Source organism: Streptomyces sp. 4N509B (assembly GCF_052245655.1).
In the GTDB taxonomy this organism is placed as follows: Bacteria; Actinomycetota; Actinomycetes; order Streptomycetales; family Streptomycetaceae; genus Streptomyces.
Genome location: NZ_JBQQBZ010000010.1, coordinates 63,034 through 80,588 on the forward strand (window position 1 = coordinate 63,034; position 17,555 = coordinate 80,588).

General features: G+C 75.3%; 15 protein-coding genes. 9 read left to right on the top strand and 6 right to left on the bottom strand.

The window, feature by feature from the left end; all coding sequences use genetic code 11:
* The first annotated feature begins 67 nt into the window (after positions 1-67).
* A complete protein-coding gene (locus ACTWP5_RS12655; protein WP_443221061.1) occupies positions 68-331 on the top strand; it encodes an SHOCT domain-containing protein in 264 nt (87 codons plus the stop codon).
* Positions 332-414: 83 nt separating this feature from the next.
* On the opposite strand, the gene ACTWP5_RS12660 is transcribed toward ACTWP5_RS12655, so the two are convergent.
* Complete coding sequence (locus tag ACTWP5_RS12660) at positions 415-1,251, bottom strand: DeoR/GlpR family DNA-binding transcription regulator (RefSeq protein WP_443220973.1); 837 nt, start codon at positions 1,249-1,251, stop codon at positions 415-417.
* 167 nt (positions 1,252-1,418) lie between these two features.
* Here ACTWP5_RS12660 and ACTWP5_RS12665 point away from each other — a divergent pair, with 167 nt between their 5' ends.
* A complete protein-coding gene (locus tag ACTWP5_RS12665; protein WP_443220974.1) occupies positions 1,419-3,917 on the top strand; it encodes a hypothetical protein in 2,499 nt (832 codons plus the stop codon).
* A gap of 71 nt (positions 3,918-3,988) precedes the next feature.
* Here the strand turns inward: ACTWP5_RS12665 and ACTWP5_RS12670 are convergent, their stop codons facing one another.
* Positions 3,989-6,457, bottom strand: a complete 2,469-nt coding sequence (locus ACTWP5_RS12670; protein ID WP_443220975.1) for a right-handed parallel beta-helix repeat-containing protein — start codon at positions 6,455-6,457, stop codon at positions 3,989-3,991.
* A 359-nt stretch (positions 6,458-6,816) separates the two neighbouring features.
* Between ACTWP5_RS12670 and ACTWP5_RS12675 the strand changes: the two genes are divergently transcribed.
* Positions 6,817-8,220 (top strand): family 2B encapsulin nanocompartment shell protein, encoded by a 1,404-nt coding sequence (locus tag ACTWP5_RS12675; protein ID WP_443220976.1) that lies wholly within the window; start codon positions 6,817-6,819, stop codon positions 8,218-8,220.
* A 52-nt stretch (positions 8,221-8,272) separates the two neighbouring features.
* Here the strand turns inward: ACTWP5_RS12675 and ACTWP5_RS12680 are convergent, their stop codons facing one another.
* Positions 8,273-8,857 (bottom strand): DUF6643 family protein, encoded by a 585-nt coding sequence (locus ACTWP5_RS12680; RefSeq protein ID WP_443220977.1) that lies wholly within the window; start codon positions 8,855-8,857, stop codon positions 8,273-8,275.
* Between the two features lie 249 nt (positions 8,858-9,106).
* Here ACTWP5_RS12680 and ACTWP5_RS12685 point away from each other — a divergent pair, with 249 nt between their 5' ends.
* The 4 genes from ACTWP5_RS12685 (at position 9,107) to ACTWP5_RS12700 (ending at position 12,628) form a co-directional block, all read left to right on the top strand.
* Positions 9,107-10,423, top strand: coding sequence for a TerD family protein (locus ACTWP5_RS12685; protein WP_443221062.1), 1,317 nt, complete (start codon positions 9,107-9,109; stop codon positions 10,421-10,423).
* Between the two features lie 52 nt (positions 10,424-10,475).
* Positions 10,476-11,264 carry a glutamate racemase gene (locus ACTWP5_RS12690; protein ID WP_443220978.1) on the top strand — a complete coding sequence of 263 codons (789 nt, stop codon included), beginning with the start codon at positions 10,476-10,478 and terminating at the stop codon, positions 11,262-11,264.
* A 10-nt stretch (positions 11,265-11,274) separates the two neighbouring features.
* Positions 11,275-11,766, top strand: a complete 492-nt coding sequence (locus ACTWP5_RS12695) for an NUDIX hydrolase (protein ID WP_443220979.1) — start codon at positions 11,275-11,277, stop codon at positions 11,764-11,766.
* Positions 11,767-11,863: 97 nt separating this feature from the next.
* Positions 11,864-12,628, top strand: coding sequence for a class I SAM-dependent methyltransferase (locus ACTWP5_RS12700; RefSeq protein ID WP_443220980.1), 765 nt, complete (start codon positions 11,864-11,866; stop codon positions 12,626-12,628).
* A 116-nt stretch (positions 12,629-12,744) separates the two neighbouring features.
* Here ACTWP5_RS12700 and ACTWP5_RS12705 read toward each other — a convergent pair whose 3' ends face one another.
* Genes ACTWP5_RS12705 through dhaK form a run of 3 tightly spaced genes read right to left on the bottom strand, consistent with a single transcriptional unit; the run spans position 12,745 to position 14,801 of the window.
* Complete coding sequence (locus tag ACTWP5_RS12705; RefSeq protein WP_443220981.1) at positions 12,745-13,167, bottom strand: PTS-dependent dihydroxyacetone kinase phosphotransferase subunit DhaM; 423 nt, start codon at positions 13,165-13,167, stop codon at positions 12,745-12,747.
* Positions 13,160-13,801: a dihydroxyacetone kinase subunit DhaL gene (gene dhaL, locus ACTWP5_RS12710; RefSeq protein WP_443220982.1), complete on the bottom strand. Its 642-nt coding sequence runs from the start codon at positions 13,799-13,801 to the stop codon at positions 13,160-13,162. Before dhaL ends, ACTWP5_RS12705 begins: the two co-directional genes overlap by 8 nt.
* A 7-nt stretch (positions 13,802-13,808) precedes the next feature.
* The gene (gene dhaK, locus ACTWP5_RS12715) at positions 13,809-14,801 is read right to left on the bottom strand and encodes a dihydroxyacetone kinase subunit DhaK (protein ID WP_443220983.1); all 993 of its coding nucleotides are present in this window, start codon (positions 14,799-14,801) and stop codon (positions 13,809-13,811) included.
* 608 nt (positions 14,802-15,409) lie between these two features.
* Between dhaK and ACTWP5_RS12720 the strand changes: the two genes are divergently transcribed.
* Together ACTWP5_RS12720 and ACTWP5_RS12725 are read left to right on the top strand one after the other, a co-directional pair.
* Positions 15,410-16,651, top strand: coding sequence for a GTP-binding protein (locus tag ACTWP5_RS12720; RefSeq protein ID WP_443220984.1), 1,242 nt, complete (start codon positions 15,410-15,412; stop codon positions 16,649-16,651).
* Between the two features lie 42 nt (positions 16,652-16,693).
* Positions 16,694-17,545, top strand: coding sequence for a class I SAM-dependent methyltransferase (locus ACTWP5_RS12725; RefSeq protein ID WP_443220985.1), 852 nt, complete (start codon positions 16,694-16,696; stop codon positions 17,543-17,545).
* The last annotated feature ends 10 nt before the right edge of the window (positions 17,546-17,555 follow it).

The following is a 17,555-nucleotide window of genomic DNA, read 5'->3' on the forward strand; positions in this document are numbered from 1 at the left end:
GAGTGACACGGGACGAGACACCAACCGAGGCGACGACCAACGAACGAACGAAGGGAACGTGAGCCACATGGAGACGCTGGCACATGCCTGGGAGGACGGCCCCGGACCGTGGGTCGTGCTGTTCCCCCTGGTCTGGGCGGCGATCGTGGTCGGAGCGATCTGGCTGCTGCGCCGCACCGTCCGGCGTGGCGGGCACGGGCACCACGACGGCGGGGACTCACCCCTCGCCCTGCTCGGCCGCCGCTTCGCCGCGGGCGAGATCGACGAGGAGGAGTACCGCGGCCGCCGGGCCGTCCTCACGGAGAACAGATCCCGTGGCGCGACGGCCTGAACCGCTCCTCCCCGCGGCCGGCCGCCCGAGCGGCGGTCGGCCGCCGCCACGCCCCCACGGCCGTTGGTCCCCTCCGGGACCGCTCAGCCCACCCCGTCCGCACCGCCGGCGATCACCAGCTCCGCCAGGTGCGCCCCGATCTCCTCGCGGTCCGCCGACGCCAGCCCGGCGTCGGTCACCAGCGTGTCCACCTCGTCGAGCGAGGCGAAGGAGCTCAGCCCCGTCGTCCCCCACTTCGTGTGGTCCGCCACGACCACGACCCGGCGCGCCGAGCGGATGAAGTGCCGGTTGGTCTCCGCCTCCGCGAGGTTCGGCGTGGACAGCCCCGCCTCCACGGAGATGCCGTGCACCCCGAGGAACAGCACGTCGAAGTGGAGCGAGCTGATCGCCGCGTCGGCCACGGGGCCCACCAGCGCGTCCGACGGCGTGCGCACGCCGCCCGTCAGCACCACCGTCGCGGCGGGCGAGCCGGCGGGCCTACCGCCCTCGCCCAGGTGCTGCGCGTTGTGGAACACGTCGGCGACCCGCACGGAGTTGGTCACCACCGTCAGGTCGGCCACCTCCAGCAGCTGGTGCGCCACGGCGAAGGTCGTCGTCCCGCCGGAGAGGGCCACCGCGCTGCCCGGTGTCACCAGCGCCGCCGCCGCCCGCGCGATCTCGCTCTTGGCGGAGAGCTCCAGGGACGACTTGGCCTCGAATCCCGGCTCGTGGGTGCGGGCCTCGGCCACCGGGACCGCGCCGCCGTGCACCTTCTCCAGAGCCCCCTGTCGCGCCAGCACATCCAGGTCACGGCGCACCGTCATGTCCGAGACCTGGAGCATCCGCGTCAGCTCGCTGACCCGGATGCCGCCCCGGCGGCGCACCTCGTCAAGGATGAGCGCGCGCCGTTGCCCGGCCAGCAGGTTCTGGTTGTCGCTCACGCTACTCCTCATCGTTCCCTCGATCCGGGGTCATCCTCGCACGTTCCGCCACCCGTCAACCGACGGGAGATTCAGTCGCGTTCCGTCCGCCCGCCAGCCGGGCAGACCCTCACCACGGGAGACGAGTGGACGGCACGCCGTGACGACGGCGGGGGAGGACGGCACCCATGGCGACGGAGAGCATCACCCCGCCACCCGACGACGCGGCCCCGCCAGAGGTTCCCACCGGGCCGGACGTCCCCACCCCACCGGACCTCCCCGCGCCGCCGGAGGCCCCCACCCCGCCAGACGCCCCCACACCGCCCGCGGACACGGTGCCGCCCGCGCTGGAGCTGCTGGTGCACGGCGTCGGCGGCGCCACCCCGCAGGACATGCTGCACGACCCCCGCACCACCCGCGTCACCGGTGACACCACCGCCAGCGTCCACCGCCGCACCGACGACCAGGCCGACCGGCCGTGGGACGACGCGGCTCCGCTGCGCGAGGCGTACTCCTGGTCGGGCCTCACCTCGGGCAACGCCGCCAGGGCCCTGTGGCTGCTCCTGCTGCCGTTCATGGTGGCGAACCTGGCGCACTGGATGCGCCCCGCCGGGCACGGCCGCCCCCGCACCCGCCGCGCCTACGAGACCCTGGTCCGCCTCCTGGCCCTCTCCCTCACCGTGATGCTGGTGGCCGGGGCCTGCGCCGTCTGCCTCGACCTCGTGGCCTGGCAGTGCGCCGGCTCGGCCGCCTGCGTCGACACCGCCTCCTGGCTCGGCCCGCTCGCGGGCCCGGACGGCGGCTGGTGGTCCGAGCCCGGCCGGCGGCTGGCGGTGGCCGCGCTGGTGCCCACCGCCGTCGTCGCCCTGCTGTGGTGGCTCTCCCGCCGCACCTGGAGCGCCTACGAGTCGGCCTCGCCGCCCCCGCGCCCCCGCGGGGACCACCAGCGCGAGGCGGCGCTGAGCCTGCCCGGCTTCTGGTACGGCAGGGGCATCGTCGGCCGGCTGCGCGCCGCCCACACCACCGTGGGCCTGCTGACCGTCTGCGCCGCGCTGCTCGCGGCCACCGGCCCCCACGACCGCGGCCCGCGGGGCGCCACCGCCCTGGCCGTCACCGGCTGGCTGCTGACCGGGCTGGTCGTGGCGGGCCTCGCCGCCGTCGCGGTGCAGCAGACGCGCCACGGCCGCACGGAGGAGGAGATCGACGAGCAGTCCCTGCCGGCCGCCATCCGCGCCCTGTCGCCCGCCGCCCTCGCGCTGCTGGCGCTCACCCTCCTCCACACTGCGTGGAGCAGGCCCGGCTGGTCGACGAGCGGCGAGCACCCCGGCGGCGGGATCTTCGCCGCCCTCGCGGTGCTCCAGGGCCTCCTCGTGGTCGGCGTGGCGCTGAGCGCCCGCCGGCTCCACCGGCACGCCCCGCGCGCCGACCGCGGCGCCCTCGCGGGGCTCGGCGGCGCGGCCGTGGCGCTGCTGGCCTGCACGCTGGGAGGGGTGTTCACCGGGGGAGTGGCGCAGCGGGTCGCGGACTGGCTCGACCCGCACGCCGCGCCCGGCGACCCCGACGCCACGATCGCCGGCCCGCCGGTCCTGCTCAGCTGGCAGGCCGCCGCCGTCCCCGCGTGGCTCCTCGTCGTGCTGGTGCTGGCCGTCGCGGCGCTGGCGCGCCTCGCCCGCCGCCGGCGCGTCCTGGCCCCCGACGTGCGCGTCGTGTACGTCGGCGAGCCGGCCGAGCCGCTGACGGAGCGCAGCGGACGCATCGCGGGCGCCCTGGCGCGGGCGGAGCTGACGGACTCCGCGCCCGTGGTGGTCGGCTGGATCACCGGGGCCAGCCTGCTCCTCGGGCTCACCGCCGTCACCGGCTCCCTGACCGGCGAGTCCCCCGCCCAGGCCGCCTCCGACGCCCCGGGCCCCGTCGCGGGGCTCGCCGACTTCTGCCAGCAGTTCGGTTCCTGGCTGATGGGGATCGGCGTGCTGCTGCTGCTGGCCATGGGACGCCGGGCCTACCGTGACGCGTCGGCCCGCAGGACCGTCGGCATCCTGTGGGACGTCGGCACCTTCTGGCCGCGCGCCGCCCATCCCTTCGCCCCACCCTGCTACGCGGAGCGGGCCGTGCCCGACCTCTCGTGGCGGATGGGCACCTGGACCGAGGTCACCGGCGGGCGGCTGGTGATCTCCGGCCACTCCCAGGGCAGCGTGCTGGCCGCCGCGGCCGTGTGGCAGCTGGACACGGCCACACGGGCCAGGATCGCGCTGCTGACCCACGGCTCGCCGTTGCAGCGGCTCTACGGGCGGTGGTTCCCGGCGTACTTCGGCGCGACGGCGCTGCGCTGCCTCCACCGGGACCTGCCCCACTGGCGGAACCTCTGGCGCGCCACGGACCCCATCGGCGGCCCCGTCGGCGTGACCGGGGACGACGGAACCCCCGTCGACCGTGGCCCCCTGACCGATCCGTTGCACTACGGCCGCAGCCTGCTGTGGCCGCTGCCCGAGCCGATCCTCGGGCACACGGACTACGAGGCCGACCCCGCGTTCGCCGAGGAGCGCGCCGCGCTCCACCGCCGTCTGCCCGGAGCCCCGCCCGGCCCTCGTCCCACCGCGCCCAAGGCGGCCGCGGCACACGCCGCGACGGAGCCGCTCGTCCGGGACGTGCCCGTCGCGCCCCAGGACACCGCCGGGAACGCCCCCTGAGGGCTCTCCCGTCCTCCCGGGCGGGCCGACGGGGCGCCGGCCACGGGGCGCGGGGTGGCGGGGCGGTCCTTCTAGGACACGGCCGCCGCCTCCGGCAGGTCCGCCGGGTAGAGCAGCGTCAGCTCCTGCGTGCTCGGGTCCGGCAGCCGCGCCACCCGCCCGGCGTGCCGCTCCACCATCGCCTCGAACGTCTGCCGTGCCGTGCGACCGTTGCCGAACGACGGGCCGCGCTCCAGCCCCTCGAAGTACCCGAGCAGCGCCTCGGGCGTCCCCTCCGCGAGGTCGTACTCCTGCTCGCGCGCCTGCTGTTCGACGATGCGCAGCAGCTCCTCGGGCGCGTAGTCGCCGAAGGTGATGGTGCGGGAGAAACGGGACGCCACCCCGGGGTTCGCGGCCAGGAACCGCTCCATCTCCCGGGTGTACCCGGCCACGATCACCACCACCGCCTCCCGGTGGTCCTCCATCAGCTTCACCAGGGTGTCGATGGCCTCCCGGCCGAAGTCCCGACCGGCGTCCTCGGGCGTGAGCGCGTACGCCTCGTCGATGAACAGCACCCCGCCCCGCGCCCGGTCGAACGCCTCCTGGGTGCGGATCGCCGTGGACCCGATGTGCTCGCCGACGAGGTCGACGCGGGAGACCTCCACCAGGTGGCCGCGCTCCAGCACCCCGAGGGAGGCGAGGATCTCGCCGTACAGCCGCGCCACCGTCGTCTTCCCCGTGCCGGGCGAGCCGGTGAAGACCAGGTGGCGCCGGACCGAGGCGGCCTTCAGACCGGCCCGCTGCCGGCGGCGGCCGACCTCGATCATGTCGATCAACGCGCGGACCTCACGCTTCACCGTCGTAAGGCCCACCAGCGCCTCCAACTCGGCGAGCACCTCGGCCGACGCCCGGGTCGCGGGCTGCCCCGCGGCCGTGGCGTCGGCCCCGCCACCGGGAGCCCCGCCGGCACCGGCCGGCAGCGTGCTCTCGCCCTGCCGTGCGCGGGCGGCGGCCCCCGCCGTGTCGGAGCTCTCCGCCGGGGAGTCGGCGGCGGTCACGCGCACGTCGGCGCCCGGCCGCGCCACCTCGTCGCTGCGGCAGTCGGTCAGCACCGGTCCCGGCTCGCCCGCCACCTCGCCGACGACGTACCCGCCCCGGGCACAGCGCGCGGTCCGGCAGCCGACGAGCTCGCTGCGGCAGCCGTCGATGATGTGGAAGCCGTACCCCTGGGAGCCGGTGACGCGGCAGCGGGTGAACGCGCCACGCCCGCGCGCCGACACGTAGAACCCGGCCTCGCTCGGCTCCGCCACCGCGCAGTCCGTGACCTGCGGGTTGGCGCCCTTGGTGACGATCACGCCGGTCCTGGGGCGCTCGATGGTGCAGCCGGTCACCGTCCCGCCGCTGCCGGCGTCGCGGAACCACGCGCCCGTGCCGACCTCCGCCAGCCGGCAGCCGTCCATCCGCGCGGTGGCGCCGTCGCTCACCGACACCGCCGAGCCCCGCACCCGCTCGATCCGGCTGTCCACGACGTCTGCCCGGGAGCCGGGGTCGAGGACGAACAGGGCGTCCGGCACGTCGTGGACGCGGCAGGACTCCAGCACGGCCGTGGCGCCGTCGCTGACCCACACCGCCGGATAGTCGCCGGTGCTCTCGTGGATCTCGCAGTCGTGGGCGTCGGCGTGGGTGCCGGCGTCCCACGCCGACACGCCGTTGCGCCCGAAGCGACTGATCGTCGTGCGTTGCAGCGTGAGGACCGAACGCGACCTGAGGTCGACGGCGTTCTCCGGGATGTCGTGGACCTGGCTGTCGGCCAGGGTCAGCACCGCCTCGCCGTCGAGCGTCACGCCGTCCGCCGTCGTCTCGCTGACCCGGCAGTCCGTCAGGTGGGCGGTGGCCCGGTCGGCCAGGCGCACGCCGGCGCCCCGCACGCCGTGGATGCCGCAGTCCGTCGCCTCCACCGCGCTGCCCTCGCCGCTGACCGCGAGGCCCGCGCCGCCCGCGTCCCTGATCCGGCACCGGTCCAGCCGGACGTGCGCCGGGCCCTGCACCTGAACGCCCGGCTGCCCGGACTCGGCGACCTCGCACTCCTCGAACAGGCCGCCGGCGCCGTCGGCGACGCTGATCCCGCTGCCGGCCGCGTTGCGCACGCCGCAGCCCCGCACCGTGGGACGCGCGCCGCCGCGCACCGCGATGCCCGTGGCGGAGGAGGTGTGCACCGTCAACGCCGCCAACTCGGGCGATCCGGCCTCCACGAGCACGGCGGGCACGGCCGTGTCCTGACCCTCGATCCGCAGGCACCGCACGGTGGCGGAGCCGCGCACCGTCAGCGGCACCCCCTCGGGCGGCGCGATGCGGGCGGGGCCGTCCTTGGACTCCTCGGGGCCGCGCATCGTGACCGCGTGCTCGATGACCAGGTTCTCCCGGTAGGTGCCGGGGGCCAGGACGAGCACGTCGCCGTCGACCGCGACGGCGAGCGCCTCGGCGACCGTGCCGTAGACGGCGGTCCGGCGCCGCCAGCGTGAAGTCCCGGAGTGCGTCACCTGGACCGAGCCCGTAGCCATGGACCGACCTGCCCCAACCTCGTGCGATGAGCGAGCGCCAACGTGGCGGCTCCACCGTAGCGTGCCGCGGTGGGGTGACATGACCGGCCAGCGCTGGTGGCTGCGCGCCCCTACGCGCCCCTGTGCGCGCCTATGCGCCCATGCTTCGCCGTCATCCGCTGTACCGAACGGCTGTTGGCGCGCGGTTGGACGAGAGCGTCATTCCGGAACGAGCCCGCCGCCAATACCCCGGAAAGCGCCGTGGGAATCCCGGAATACCCGCTCTTTCGAGTGATTGCACTCCCTTCCGGCGGGCGGCTAGCTTCGTTTCGCAGGGGCCCCATGACCATCTGAAAACCCGTAGATTGGCGGTTTCTCGCATGACGACGTCCACCGAGCCGACTCCGGACGAAGCGGCACAGCAGTCCCAGCTGAGCCTGGCCACGGCCGCCGCGCGGAATCTGGCGACCACCACCAAGACGCCGCCCCAGATGCAGGAGATCTCCTCCCGCTGGCTGCTGAAGGTGCTGCCGTGGATGCAGGTGACCGGTGGCACGTTCCGGGTCAACCGCCGGCTGACCTACACCCTGGGGAACCGCCGCGTGGAGTTCGTCTCCACCGGCTCCGAGATCCGCGTCATCCCCGCCGAGCTCACGGAGCTGCCGCCGCTGGCCGGGTTCGAGGACGAGGAGGTGCTCAACGCGCTCGCCGCCGCGTGCGCGCAGCGGGACGTCACGGCGGGGGAGGTCGTCGTCGAGGCGGGAGCGCCCGCCGACCAGGTCGTCCTCGTGGCACACGGGAAGTTCGGCCTGCGCGCCCCCGGCCCGTACGACGAGGAGGCCGAGCTGCGGGTGCTCGCCGGCGGCGAGTTCTACGGCGAGGAGGTGCTCGCCGCGGATCCTCCCGAGACCTTCGAGCACACGGTCGCGGCGCTGACCAGCGGCACCGTGCTCACCCTGCCCCGACAGGCCTTCGAGGACGTGCTGGGCCGCTCGGAGAGCCTGCGCGCCCACCTGGCCGCGGTCCGCGCCGCGATCCCCGCCCAGCGCAACGCGGAGGGTGAGGCGGCGATCGAGTTGGCGTCGGGTCATGCGGGGGAGCCGGTGTTGCCGGGGACGTTCGTGGACTACGAGGTGAGTCCTCGTGAGTACGAGTTGAGTGTGGCGCAGACGGTGTTGCGGGTGCACACGCGGGTGGCGGATCTGTACAACGAGCCGATGAACCAGCTGGAGGAGCAGCTGCGGTTGACCGTGGAGGCGCTGCGGGAGCGTCAGGAGCACGAGATGGTCAACAACCCGGAGTTCGGCCTGTTGCACAACGCCGACCTCGGTCAGCGCATCCACACCCGCGGCGGCCCTCCCACCCCCGACGACATGGACGCGCTCGTCACGCGCCGCCGCGGCACCCGGGTCCTGCTCGCCCACCCGCGCGCCATCGCCGCCTTCGGCCGCGAGTGCAGCAGGCGCGGGATCTACCCCCGCGAGGTCGACCTCCAGGGCACCCGCGTCCGCGCCTGGCGCGGCATCCCCCTCCTGCCCTGCGACAAGATCCCGATCCACCGGGACAACACCAGTGCGGTCATCGCCATGCGCACCGGCATGGAGGACGAGGGCGTCGTCGGCCTCCACCAGCCGGGCATTCCCGACGAACGCGAGCCCAGCCTGAACGTGCGCTTCATGGGCGTCAACGACCAGGCGGTCGTCTCCTACCTCGTCAGCGCCTACTTCTCCGCCGCGGTGCTGGTGCCCGACGCCCTCGGTGTGTTGGAGGACGTGGAGGTGTGAGGAGTCCGATACGGGGCCTTCGCCCCAAGGCCCCGGTCGGATTCCCGTTGGGTCAGCGGCCCGCCCCCTGGTCTCCCCAGTACCCCTGACCCGGATACGGGTGCTGCTGCGCCTGGCTGGGTGCCTGCGGCTGCTGCGGCGCGGGGTAGGGGTGCTGGTATCCGCCCGGCGTCAGCCGCGGCCCGGGGGCCGGCTGGGGGGCGGCGGGACGCGGCGCCGCGGGCCGTGGCGCGGCCGGCCGCATCTGCTGCGGCGCGGGGGCGTGAGGGCCCTGCGGCGCGGGATAGGGCCGCTGCGCGGCCGGCTGCGGGCCGTACGGCCCGGGCTGCGGCGCGGGGGCCTGCATCGGGGCGGTGGCCGGCCGCGGCTGGCGCGCCGGCGTCGCCTGGTATCCGGGGTAGCTCGCCGCCTGGGGCGGCTGGTGCGAGGAGGGCCCGGCCGGCAGCGCCGGCAGGGCGGCGGGGAGAGCCGGCTGGGGCGCCGCGGGAGCGTATCCCAGCGGCTCGTAGGCGGCCGGGACCCTGATGGGCGCGATCTGCGGGGTTCCCCGCTCGGCCACCAGACTGTCGTAGATGGGGGTGTCAGGGAAGGACGGCGAGGAGTAGTACCCACCGCCGTAGGGGCGCGGGGAGGTCATGCCCCATAAGTTAAGCCCACCATGTGCTGGTTGGGGAGACCGATTAGAGGGTCATTTCATGTCCCTGAGCTGACGACAGACCCCCAATACGATGGAATACCGGATAAAGAGGCAATGGGCCGCACACAACGGGTCCTGTCCGGGGCGCGTCCGGGATGACCGACGGCGGGTGGCATAGTTGAGGTGCCCGCCGCTGATCAGGCGGAGCGCCGACGCTCGTCCGACGGGGAGGAAGCCGAGATGCCCACGATGCTCAAAGGTGCGAACGTCCCGGTGACGGCGCGGTCGGTCCGCGTCGAGATCGGTTGGCAGACCGCTGCCGGGGTGCCCGACGTGGACGCCTCCGCGCTGTTGCTGACGAGCGCCGGCCGGGTCCGCTCGGACGACGACTTCGTGTTCTACAACCAGCCCCGCCACGCCTCCGGCTCGGTCCGGCACGAGGGCAAGCAGCCGCAGGGGGCCTCGGTCACCGACCGCCTCGCCGTGGACCTGCCCGGCGTCGAGTCCGACATCGACAAGGTGGTCCTCGCGGCGTCCGCCGACGGCGGCACCTTCGGCCGGGTGCCGGGTCTGCACGTGCGGGTCCTCGACGCCGACAGCGGCGCCGAGATCGCGCGTTTCGACAGCCAGGACGCCAGCACCGAGACGGCCTTCGTCCTGGGCGAGCTCTACCGGCGCCAGGGCGCCTGGAAGTTCCGCGCCGTCGGCCAGGGGTACGCCACGGGCCTCGCCGGGCTCGCCACGGACTTCGGCATCTCCGTCGACGACGCGCCGCCGCCGGCCCCGGTCGCCACGCCCGCCACCCCGGCCCCCGCGCCGGCCGCACCGCCCCCGCCCCCCGCCCCGGCGCCCGTCGCCCCGCCGCCCGCACCTCCCGCCGCGCCGCCGACCGCGCCGGCGGCCCCCACCGCCGGCGGCCCGGTGCGGCTGAGCAAGGTCACGCTCACCAAGAGCGCCCCGTCGATCTCGCTGGCCAAGCAGGGGGGCACCTCCGGCCGCCTGCGGGTGAACCTCAACTGGCAGCAGGGCGCCCCGCAGCAGCAGAAGCTCGGCTGGAAGGAGCGGCTGAGCAAGGCCATGGCAGGCGGGCTCGACCTCGACCTGTGCGCGCTCTTCGAGCTCGCCGACGGCCGCAAGGGCGTCGTCCAGTCCCTCGGCAACGCCTTCGGCTCGCTCCACCAGCCGCCGTACATCCACCTCGACGGCGACGACCGCACGGGCGCCGTGGCCACCGGCGAGAACCTCACGATCAACCTCGACCACGTCAGCGCGCTGCGTCGCGTGCTGATCTTCGTGACGATCTACTCGGGCGCCGCCAGCTTCAAGGACATCACCAACGCCACGGTGACCCTCACCCCCGAGCGCGGCGCGCCCGTCGAGTTCTTCCTCGACGAGTGCACGGTCCCCTCGCCGGTCTGCGCCCTCGCGCTGCTGACCAACGAGGGCGGCGAACTCGTGGTCCACCGCGAGGCGCGGTACCTGGTGCCCGAGCGGGGCGTGAGCCCTCAGCGCACCGCGGACTACGCCTACGGCTGGGGCATGCAGTGGACACCGGGCCGCAAGTGACGCGGGTGAGTCGCCCCGGCGCGGCGGCACGGCGCCGGTACGCTCCTGCGCCATGAGGATCGCCCTCGTCGACTCCGGCCTCGGACTGCTGCCCGCGGCCGCCGCCGTGCGCCGGCTGCGGCCGGACGCCTCCCTGGTCCTGTCCGGCGACCCGGACGGCATGCCGTGGGGCCCCCGGACGCCGGCAGACATCGTCGAAAGGGCCCTGGCCTGCGCTCGCGCCGCCCTCGCCGAGGCACCCGACGTGCTGGTCGTCGCCTGTAACACCGCCTCGGTGCACGCCCTTCCCGCGCTGCGGGCGGAGTGGGAGCCGGCGGTGCCGGTCGTCGGCACGGTGCCGGCCGTGAAGCCGGCCGCCGCCCACGGCCCGTTCGCGGTCTGGGCCACCCCCGCGACGACCGGCAGCCCGTACCAGCGCCAGCTGATCCACGCCTTCGCCGCCGGGAGCGGCGCGGAGGCCGTCGAGGTGCCCTGCCCCGGCCTCGCCGAGGCCGTGGAGCAGGCCGACGAGGCGGCCGTCGCCGCGGCCGTCAAGGCGGCCGCCGAGCTGACCCCGCCCGCCACGCGGGCGGTGGTGCTCGGCTGCACGCACTACGAACTCGTCGCCGACCGCATCCGCGAGCAGCTCACCGCGACACTGTCGGGCCCGGTCACCCTGCACGGCTCGGCCCACGCCGTCGCCGCCCAGGCGCTGCGCCGTGCCGGCGTGACCCCCGACCCGGGCGCGGAGCCCGGCGGCACCCTGCGGGTCCTCGCCAGCGGTCGACCCGCGGCGCTGCCGCCCGCCGCCCACGCCTATCCTGAGGCCCGCCTGCTGCCGGTCCTCGCGCCCACCCCGTAGGCTCGGCTCCATGGGCACGCCCCCGTTCATCCGCGAGCTGCGGGAGAGCATCGGCCACGAGCTGCTGTTCCTCCCCGGCGTCAGCGCCGTCGTCCTCGACGACGCCGACCGGGTCCTGCTGGCGCGCCGTGCGGACGACGGCCGCTGGTCGATCATCGGCGGCATCCCGGAGCCCGGCGAGCAGCCCGCCGACGCCGCCGTCCGCGAGGTCTACGAGGAGACGGCCGTCCGCTGCGTCCCCGACCGGGTGCTGCTGGTGGAGACCCTGGCCCCGGTGCGCTACGCCAACGGCGACCGCTGCCAGTTCGTGGACGTCAGCCTGCGCTGCCGCGCCGTCGGGGGCGCGGCCCGGGTCAACGACGAGGAGTCCGTGGAGGTCGGCTGGTTCCCGCTCGACGGGCTGCCGCCGCTGCGTGAGTTCGCCACGACCCGGATCGGGTTGGCCACCCGCGACGCCCCCGCGTGGTTCGCGCCGCCCGCCTCCGACCCCGCCCCGCGGTAGGCGCGCCCTCCGGGGAGCGAGGGGGGAGGTGGCCGGCGGGCTGGCCGCGACGGTAATTCCGTTGCCGAGCCACTGGCGTCCCCGGTGCAATGCCCCCATGACCCATGATCGGCTCACGGACCACGTCGAACGGAACCGACGCTTCTGGGACGAGGAGGCGGCCGGGTGGCACGGGCCGCTCGCCCGCGACCACTGGGAGCAGACGGAGCCGCGCTGGGGCCTGTGGGCGACCCCCGAGTCGCGGGTCCGCGTGCTGCCCGAGGAGCTGTCCGGGACGCGCGTCATCGAGCTGGGCTGCGGCACGGCCTACGTGTCCGCCTGGCTGGCGAGGGCCGGGGCCGAACCGGTGGGGATCGACCTCTCCCAGCGGCAGCTCGCCACGGCGCGGGCCATGCAGGAGGAGTTCGGCATCGACTTCCCGCTCGTGCTGGGCAACGCCGAGAACGTGCCCTACGAGGACGACACGTTCGGCCTGGCGATCAGCGAGTACGGCGCCTCCCTGTGGTGCGACCCCTACCGGTGGATCCCGGAGGCGGCCCGGCTTCTCGTGCCCGGAGGTCGACTGGTGTTCATGCGGTACTCCCCGTTGTTCGCGCTGTGCGCGCAGCCCGAGGGGCCGGTGTCCACCCGTCTCGTGCGCGAGCAGTTCGGCCTCACGCGGCTGGGCCGGGGCAGCCACGTGGAGTTCGTGCTGCCCCACGGGGAGATGCTGCGCCTGCTCCGGTCCTGCGGCTTCGTCGTCGAGGACCTGATCGAGATTCAGGCGCCCGATCCCACGCCCCGGGACTACGACGAGATCCCCGTCGACTGGGCCCGGCGGTGGCCCAGCGAGGAGATCTGGAAGGCCCGGCTGGCGGGCTGAGAGCAGGGCGCGATCCGCGCCGCCTCGCACCGGTCCGACCGCTGGCCCGACCGCCGGTCGGACCGGCGCGCCCGTCACGTCCTGCTTGTCACGTCCTGCTTGTCACGTCCTGCTTGTCATGTCTTGCGGAACGTGTACGCCTCGCCCGCCGCCGCCGCGACGGCCCGCAGGTCGGCGCCGGCCGAGGCCGTGACCACGGCGGCCACCGCCCCCTCCACGAACGGCGCGTCAACCAACTGCGTGCGCTCCGGCAGCTCCTCGCCCTCGGCCAGCAGCGCCTGCACCGTGAGCACCGCGCTGCCGAGGTCGGCCAGGACCGCGACGCCCGCGCCCCCGTCGGCGCGGTGCGCCGCCGCGGCGATCAGCTCGGCGCTGGTGCCGACGCCCCCGTCGGCGGTGCCGCCGGCGGGCACGACCTCCGCCAGGTCGCCGCCGCCGGCCAGGTCCCGCGCCAGACGGGCCACGGACTCGGCCACCTCCCGGCTGTGGGAGACGAGCACGACCCCCACGCGCGACGGCTGTCGCTCCCGCTCAGCCATCGGCCGCGGCCTCCCCGACGACCTGCTCGAGCGCCGCGAACAGCAGCGCGGCGGAGGCCGCCCCGGGGTCCTCGTGGCCGACGCTCCGCTCGCCGAGGTAACTCGCTCGCCCCTTGCGGGCCCGCAACGGCACCGTGGCCACGGCGCCCTCGGTCGCCGCGCGGCGCGCCGCCTCCACGTCCGGCAGCGCCTCCGTCGCCGGCAGCAGCGCGTCGAGCATCGTCTTGTCACCCGCCGCCGCGCCGCCCAGCCGCGCCACCGCCGCCACGCCGGCCCGCATCGCCTCGGCGAACGCCTCGGGCGAGACGCTCGGGACGTCGCCGAGGTCCTTCCCCGCGCCGCGCAGCAGCGTGCCGTAGAGCGGGCCGGCGGCGCCGCCGACGGTGGACACCAGCGTCCGGCCGGCCAGCACGAGCGCCGCGCCCGGCGTCGCCGGCTCCTCACGCTCCAGCGCGGCCACCACGGCGGCGCTGCCGCGGCGCATGTTGCTGCCGTGGTCCGCGTCTCCGATGGCCGAGTCGAGCTCGGTCAGCCGCCCGGCCTCCCTGTCGATCTCGGCCGCCGCCGCGGCCAGCCATCGCCGCACGAGCCCGGCGTCCACCTCAGCCGTCCCCACAGCCACCTCCTCCTCCATCCGGCCGTCACCGGCCCCAGCGCAGCCCCGGGGTGCGCACCGGCGCGTCCCACAGCCGCAGCATCTCGTCGTCCACCTGGCACAGCGTCACCGAGCAGCCCGCCATGTCCAGGGAGGTCACGTAGTTCCCGACGAGGGTACGAGCCACCGCCACGCCGCGCTCGGAGAGCACGCGCTGCACCTCGGCGTTGAAGCCGTACAGCTCCAGCAACGGCGTGCCGCCCATGCCGTTGACCAGCACCAGCAGCGGCAGCGAGGGCTTCAGATCCTCCAGCAGCGCGTCCACCGCGGCGTCGGCGATCTCACCGGAGGTCATCATGGCGCGCCGCTCCCGGCCCGGCTCGCCGTGGATGCCGATGCCGAGCTCCAGCTCCCCGGCGGGCAGGTCGAAGCTGGGGCTGCCCTTGGCCGGGGTCGTGACGGCGCTGAGTGCCACCCCGAAGCTGCGCGAGGACTCGGCGGTCCGCCGCGCGACGGCCGCGACCCGCTCCAGGGGCGCGCCCGCCTCGGCGGCGGCGCCCGCGAGCTTCTCCACGAACAGGGTGCCGCCGGTGCCGCGCCGGCCCGCCGTGTACAGGCTGTCGGTGACGGCGACGTCGTCCTCGACGAGCACCCGTTCGACGCGCACGCCCTCGTCCTCGGCGAGCTCGGCGGCCATGTCGAAGTTGAGGACGTCGCCGGTGTAGTTCTTCACGACGAACAGCACGCCCTCGCCGCTGTCCACGGCCGCGGCGGCCCGCAGCATCTGGTCGGGGACGGGGGAGGTGAACACCTCACCCGGGCAGGCGGCGTCCAGCATGCCGGGACCGACGAAGCCGCCGTGCAGCGGCTCGTGCCCCGAACCGCCGCCGGAGACCAGGCCCACCTTGCGTTCGACGGGGGCGTCCCGGCGCACGATCACCCGGTTGTCGACGTCCACGACCAGTTCGGGATGGGCCAGCGCCATACCCCGCAGGGCGTCTGCCACCACCCGCTCCGGCACGTTGATCAACATCTTCATGTGGCTGTCCTCCTGGCTCGGCGTCCGTCGCTTCGACCCGGAGCTTCGCGGGGCGCAGCGGCGGTGGCGACGTGTTGGTCCCGGCGCTGCCCGGCGCGGCGCGGCCTTGCGGGGCGGTGCCCGGCGGGGCTCCTGCTGGCCCCTCCAGCTGACCTCCTGCCGACGGTGCCGACGGTGCCGACGGCGCGTCAGGGGCGTGGTCGGCGTGGTCGGGGCGTACGGCCTCGGCCACGGGTGCGGTCCACGTTCGTCGGAACCGGCGCGGCAGAGGGCACATGGCGATCCGACCCGTTTCATACGGAGCTCAGCTGACCTTGCGTGCTGATCAGGGTAGGGGCGTCGGACGTGATCGCAAGCCATTGAACAGCGAGGACGCCCACCCCGCGCGTTCGCCCGCGGTGCGACGCGCCGGACGACGCTATCGCTCATGAAAATCGTTGTCGTATGCTGGTGCTCATGGCGCGCAACGATCTCCCCGGGGTGCCGGGGCGAGCCCTCTCCCACGTCGCTCGACGGCTGCCAGCCACCAGACGATCGAGTGGGGAGGTCGCCGCCGGCCGCGTGGAGCGCTGCCGGCGACGGCACGGCGCCGCCGCGGGCGGTGCTCGGTGACCGGGCGCGGGGCGCCGCCGCCGGGGCCGCTGCCGGTGGTGGTGGTCGCCGGACTGCACGTCGAGGCGCGCGCCGCCGCCGTCACCCGGTTGCTGCGGACCGTGCCCGGCAGCGTCGCCGTCCACCACGACGTCTCCGCCGCCCCTGACGGCGCGTCGGTCCGGCGCGTCCTCCGCGACGCCGTCGGCGAGCTCGACCGCGCCGAGGTCCCGCCGACCGGCCGCTGTGGCTGCTGCGCAGTCCGGCGGGACCTGCCGGGCGTCCTCGGGGAACTGGCCGCGTCCGGTCGGCACCGCATGGTCGTGGTGGAGCTGTGGGAGTCCGTCGAGCCCCAGGGCATCGCCGAACTGATCGCCCACGGGGCCCAGCAGGACGGCGGCCCGCCCGTGCGTCTGACGCAGGTGGTCACCGCCGTCGACCCGGCGCTGGTACTGGCCTGCCTGTCCAACGGCGACGACCTCACCGACGCCGGCCTCGCGGTCTCGGTGGACGACCGTCGCGTGGTCGCCGACACCTTCGCCCGGCAGCTGGAGTACGCGCCGGTCCTGGCCGTGGCCGACTCCTCACACGTCTCGCACTCCTCCCACTCCTCCCACTGCTCCCACTCCCCACGGGCCACAGAGGAGGACCGGGCGCTGCTGCGTCAGCTCCACCCGACCGCCCACCAGGTGCGCGTGGAGGGGGCCGAGCTCGCCGTGGCCGCGCTGGCCGGTTTCGACGCCTCGGCCGCCGCGGCGGCCCAGCATCCGGCCTGCGCCCGGCTGCCCCAGGAGGCCGAGGAGGCGGGCGTCGCCACGGTGGTGTGGCGGCGCCGGCGGCCGTTCCACGCCGGGCGGCTGGACCAGGCGTTGGAGCGGATCGCCTGCTCGGCACTGCGCAGCCGGGGACGGTTCTGGCTGGCCGACCGGCCCGACGTGCTGCTGTCCTGGGACGCCGCCGGCGGCGCGGTGTGCGTGGACAGCGTCGGGCCGTGGCTGGCCGCCCTGCCCGGGGCCGCGTGGGAGATGGTCCCGCCCGAGCGGCGGGCGGCGGCGGCCCTGGACTGGCACCCGCACCACGGCGACCGTGGCCAACACCTGGTGTTCACCGGTCCGCGCGTCGACCGCGCGGACCTGACGGAGCTGCTGGACTCCTGCCTGCTCACCCCCGCCGAGGAGGCGGCCGGACCGGCGGCGTGGCGGGCCGCGTCGACCGGCTTCGACGCCTGGCTCGACTCCGTCACCGACCGACTGCCCTGACCACCCGCCCTGGCGAACCACCACTCACGACGGAGGACCGAGATGAACGACGACCCCAGCACGCCGGGGGGCGTGCGACTGGGCACGGTGCAGGAGACGCTGCTCATACCGCTGTACGGCCGCGCCGTGGACCAGTCGCGCGAGGAGCCGGTGCTGCGCGACCCCCGAGCGGCGGAGCTGGTCGAAGCGATCGACTACGACTTCGCCCGCTTCGACGGCCTGCCCAGTCTGCTCGGCGCGGTGGTGCGGACGGCGCTGTTCGACCACTGGACGCGTGCCTTCCTGACCGACCACCCCGACGGCACGGTGGTCGAGATCGGCACCGGCCTCAACACCCGCTACGAACGCGTGGACAACGGCCGGGCCACCTGGTTCGACCTCGACCTGCCCGACGTCATCGACCTGCGCCGGGCGCTGTTCGCCGCGTTCCCCGACTCCCCGCGCCGCACGATGCTGGCCGCCTCGGTCACCGACCCCGCCTGGCCTCGGGCCGTGGCCGCCGACCGGGGCGCTCCCGTGCTGCTCAGCGCCGAAGCCGTGCTGCCGTTCCTGACGGTCCAGGAGGTGCGCGGCACCCTCGCCCTGCTTGCCGACCACTTCCCCGGCGCCCGGCTGGCGCTGGACAGCGCCGGCCCGGCGATCGTCTCCGACCAGGCGAACCACGACGCGCTGAGCAAGGTCGCCGCCCGCATGCGCTGGTCCTGCCCGGACCCCGCCGAGGTCACCGCCTGGCTGCCCGGCGCCACGCTGCTCGGCTCCCACACGCTGACCACGCTGCCGGCGGAGCTGGTCGCCGGCCTGCCGGAGTGGTGCCGCCAGACCATCGACGGCTTCGCCGAACAGCCGCCCCCACAGGTCACGGAGTACCGCCTGAGCCTCTTCCAGCTGCCCTGACCAGTCCGCC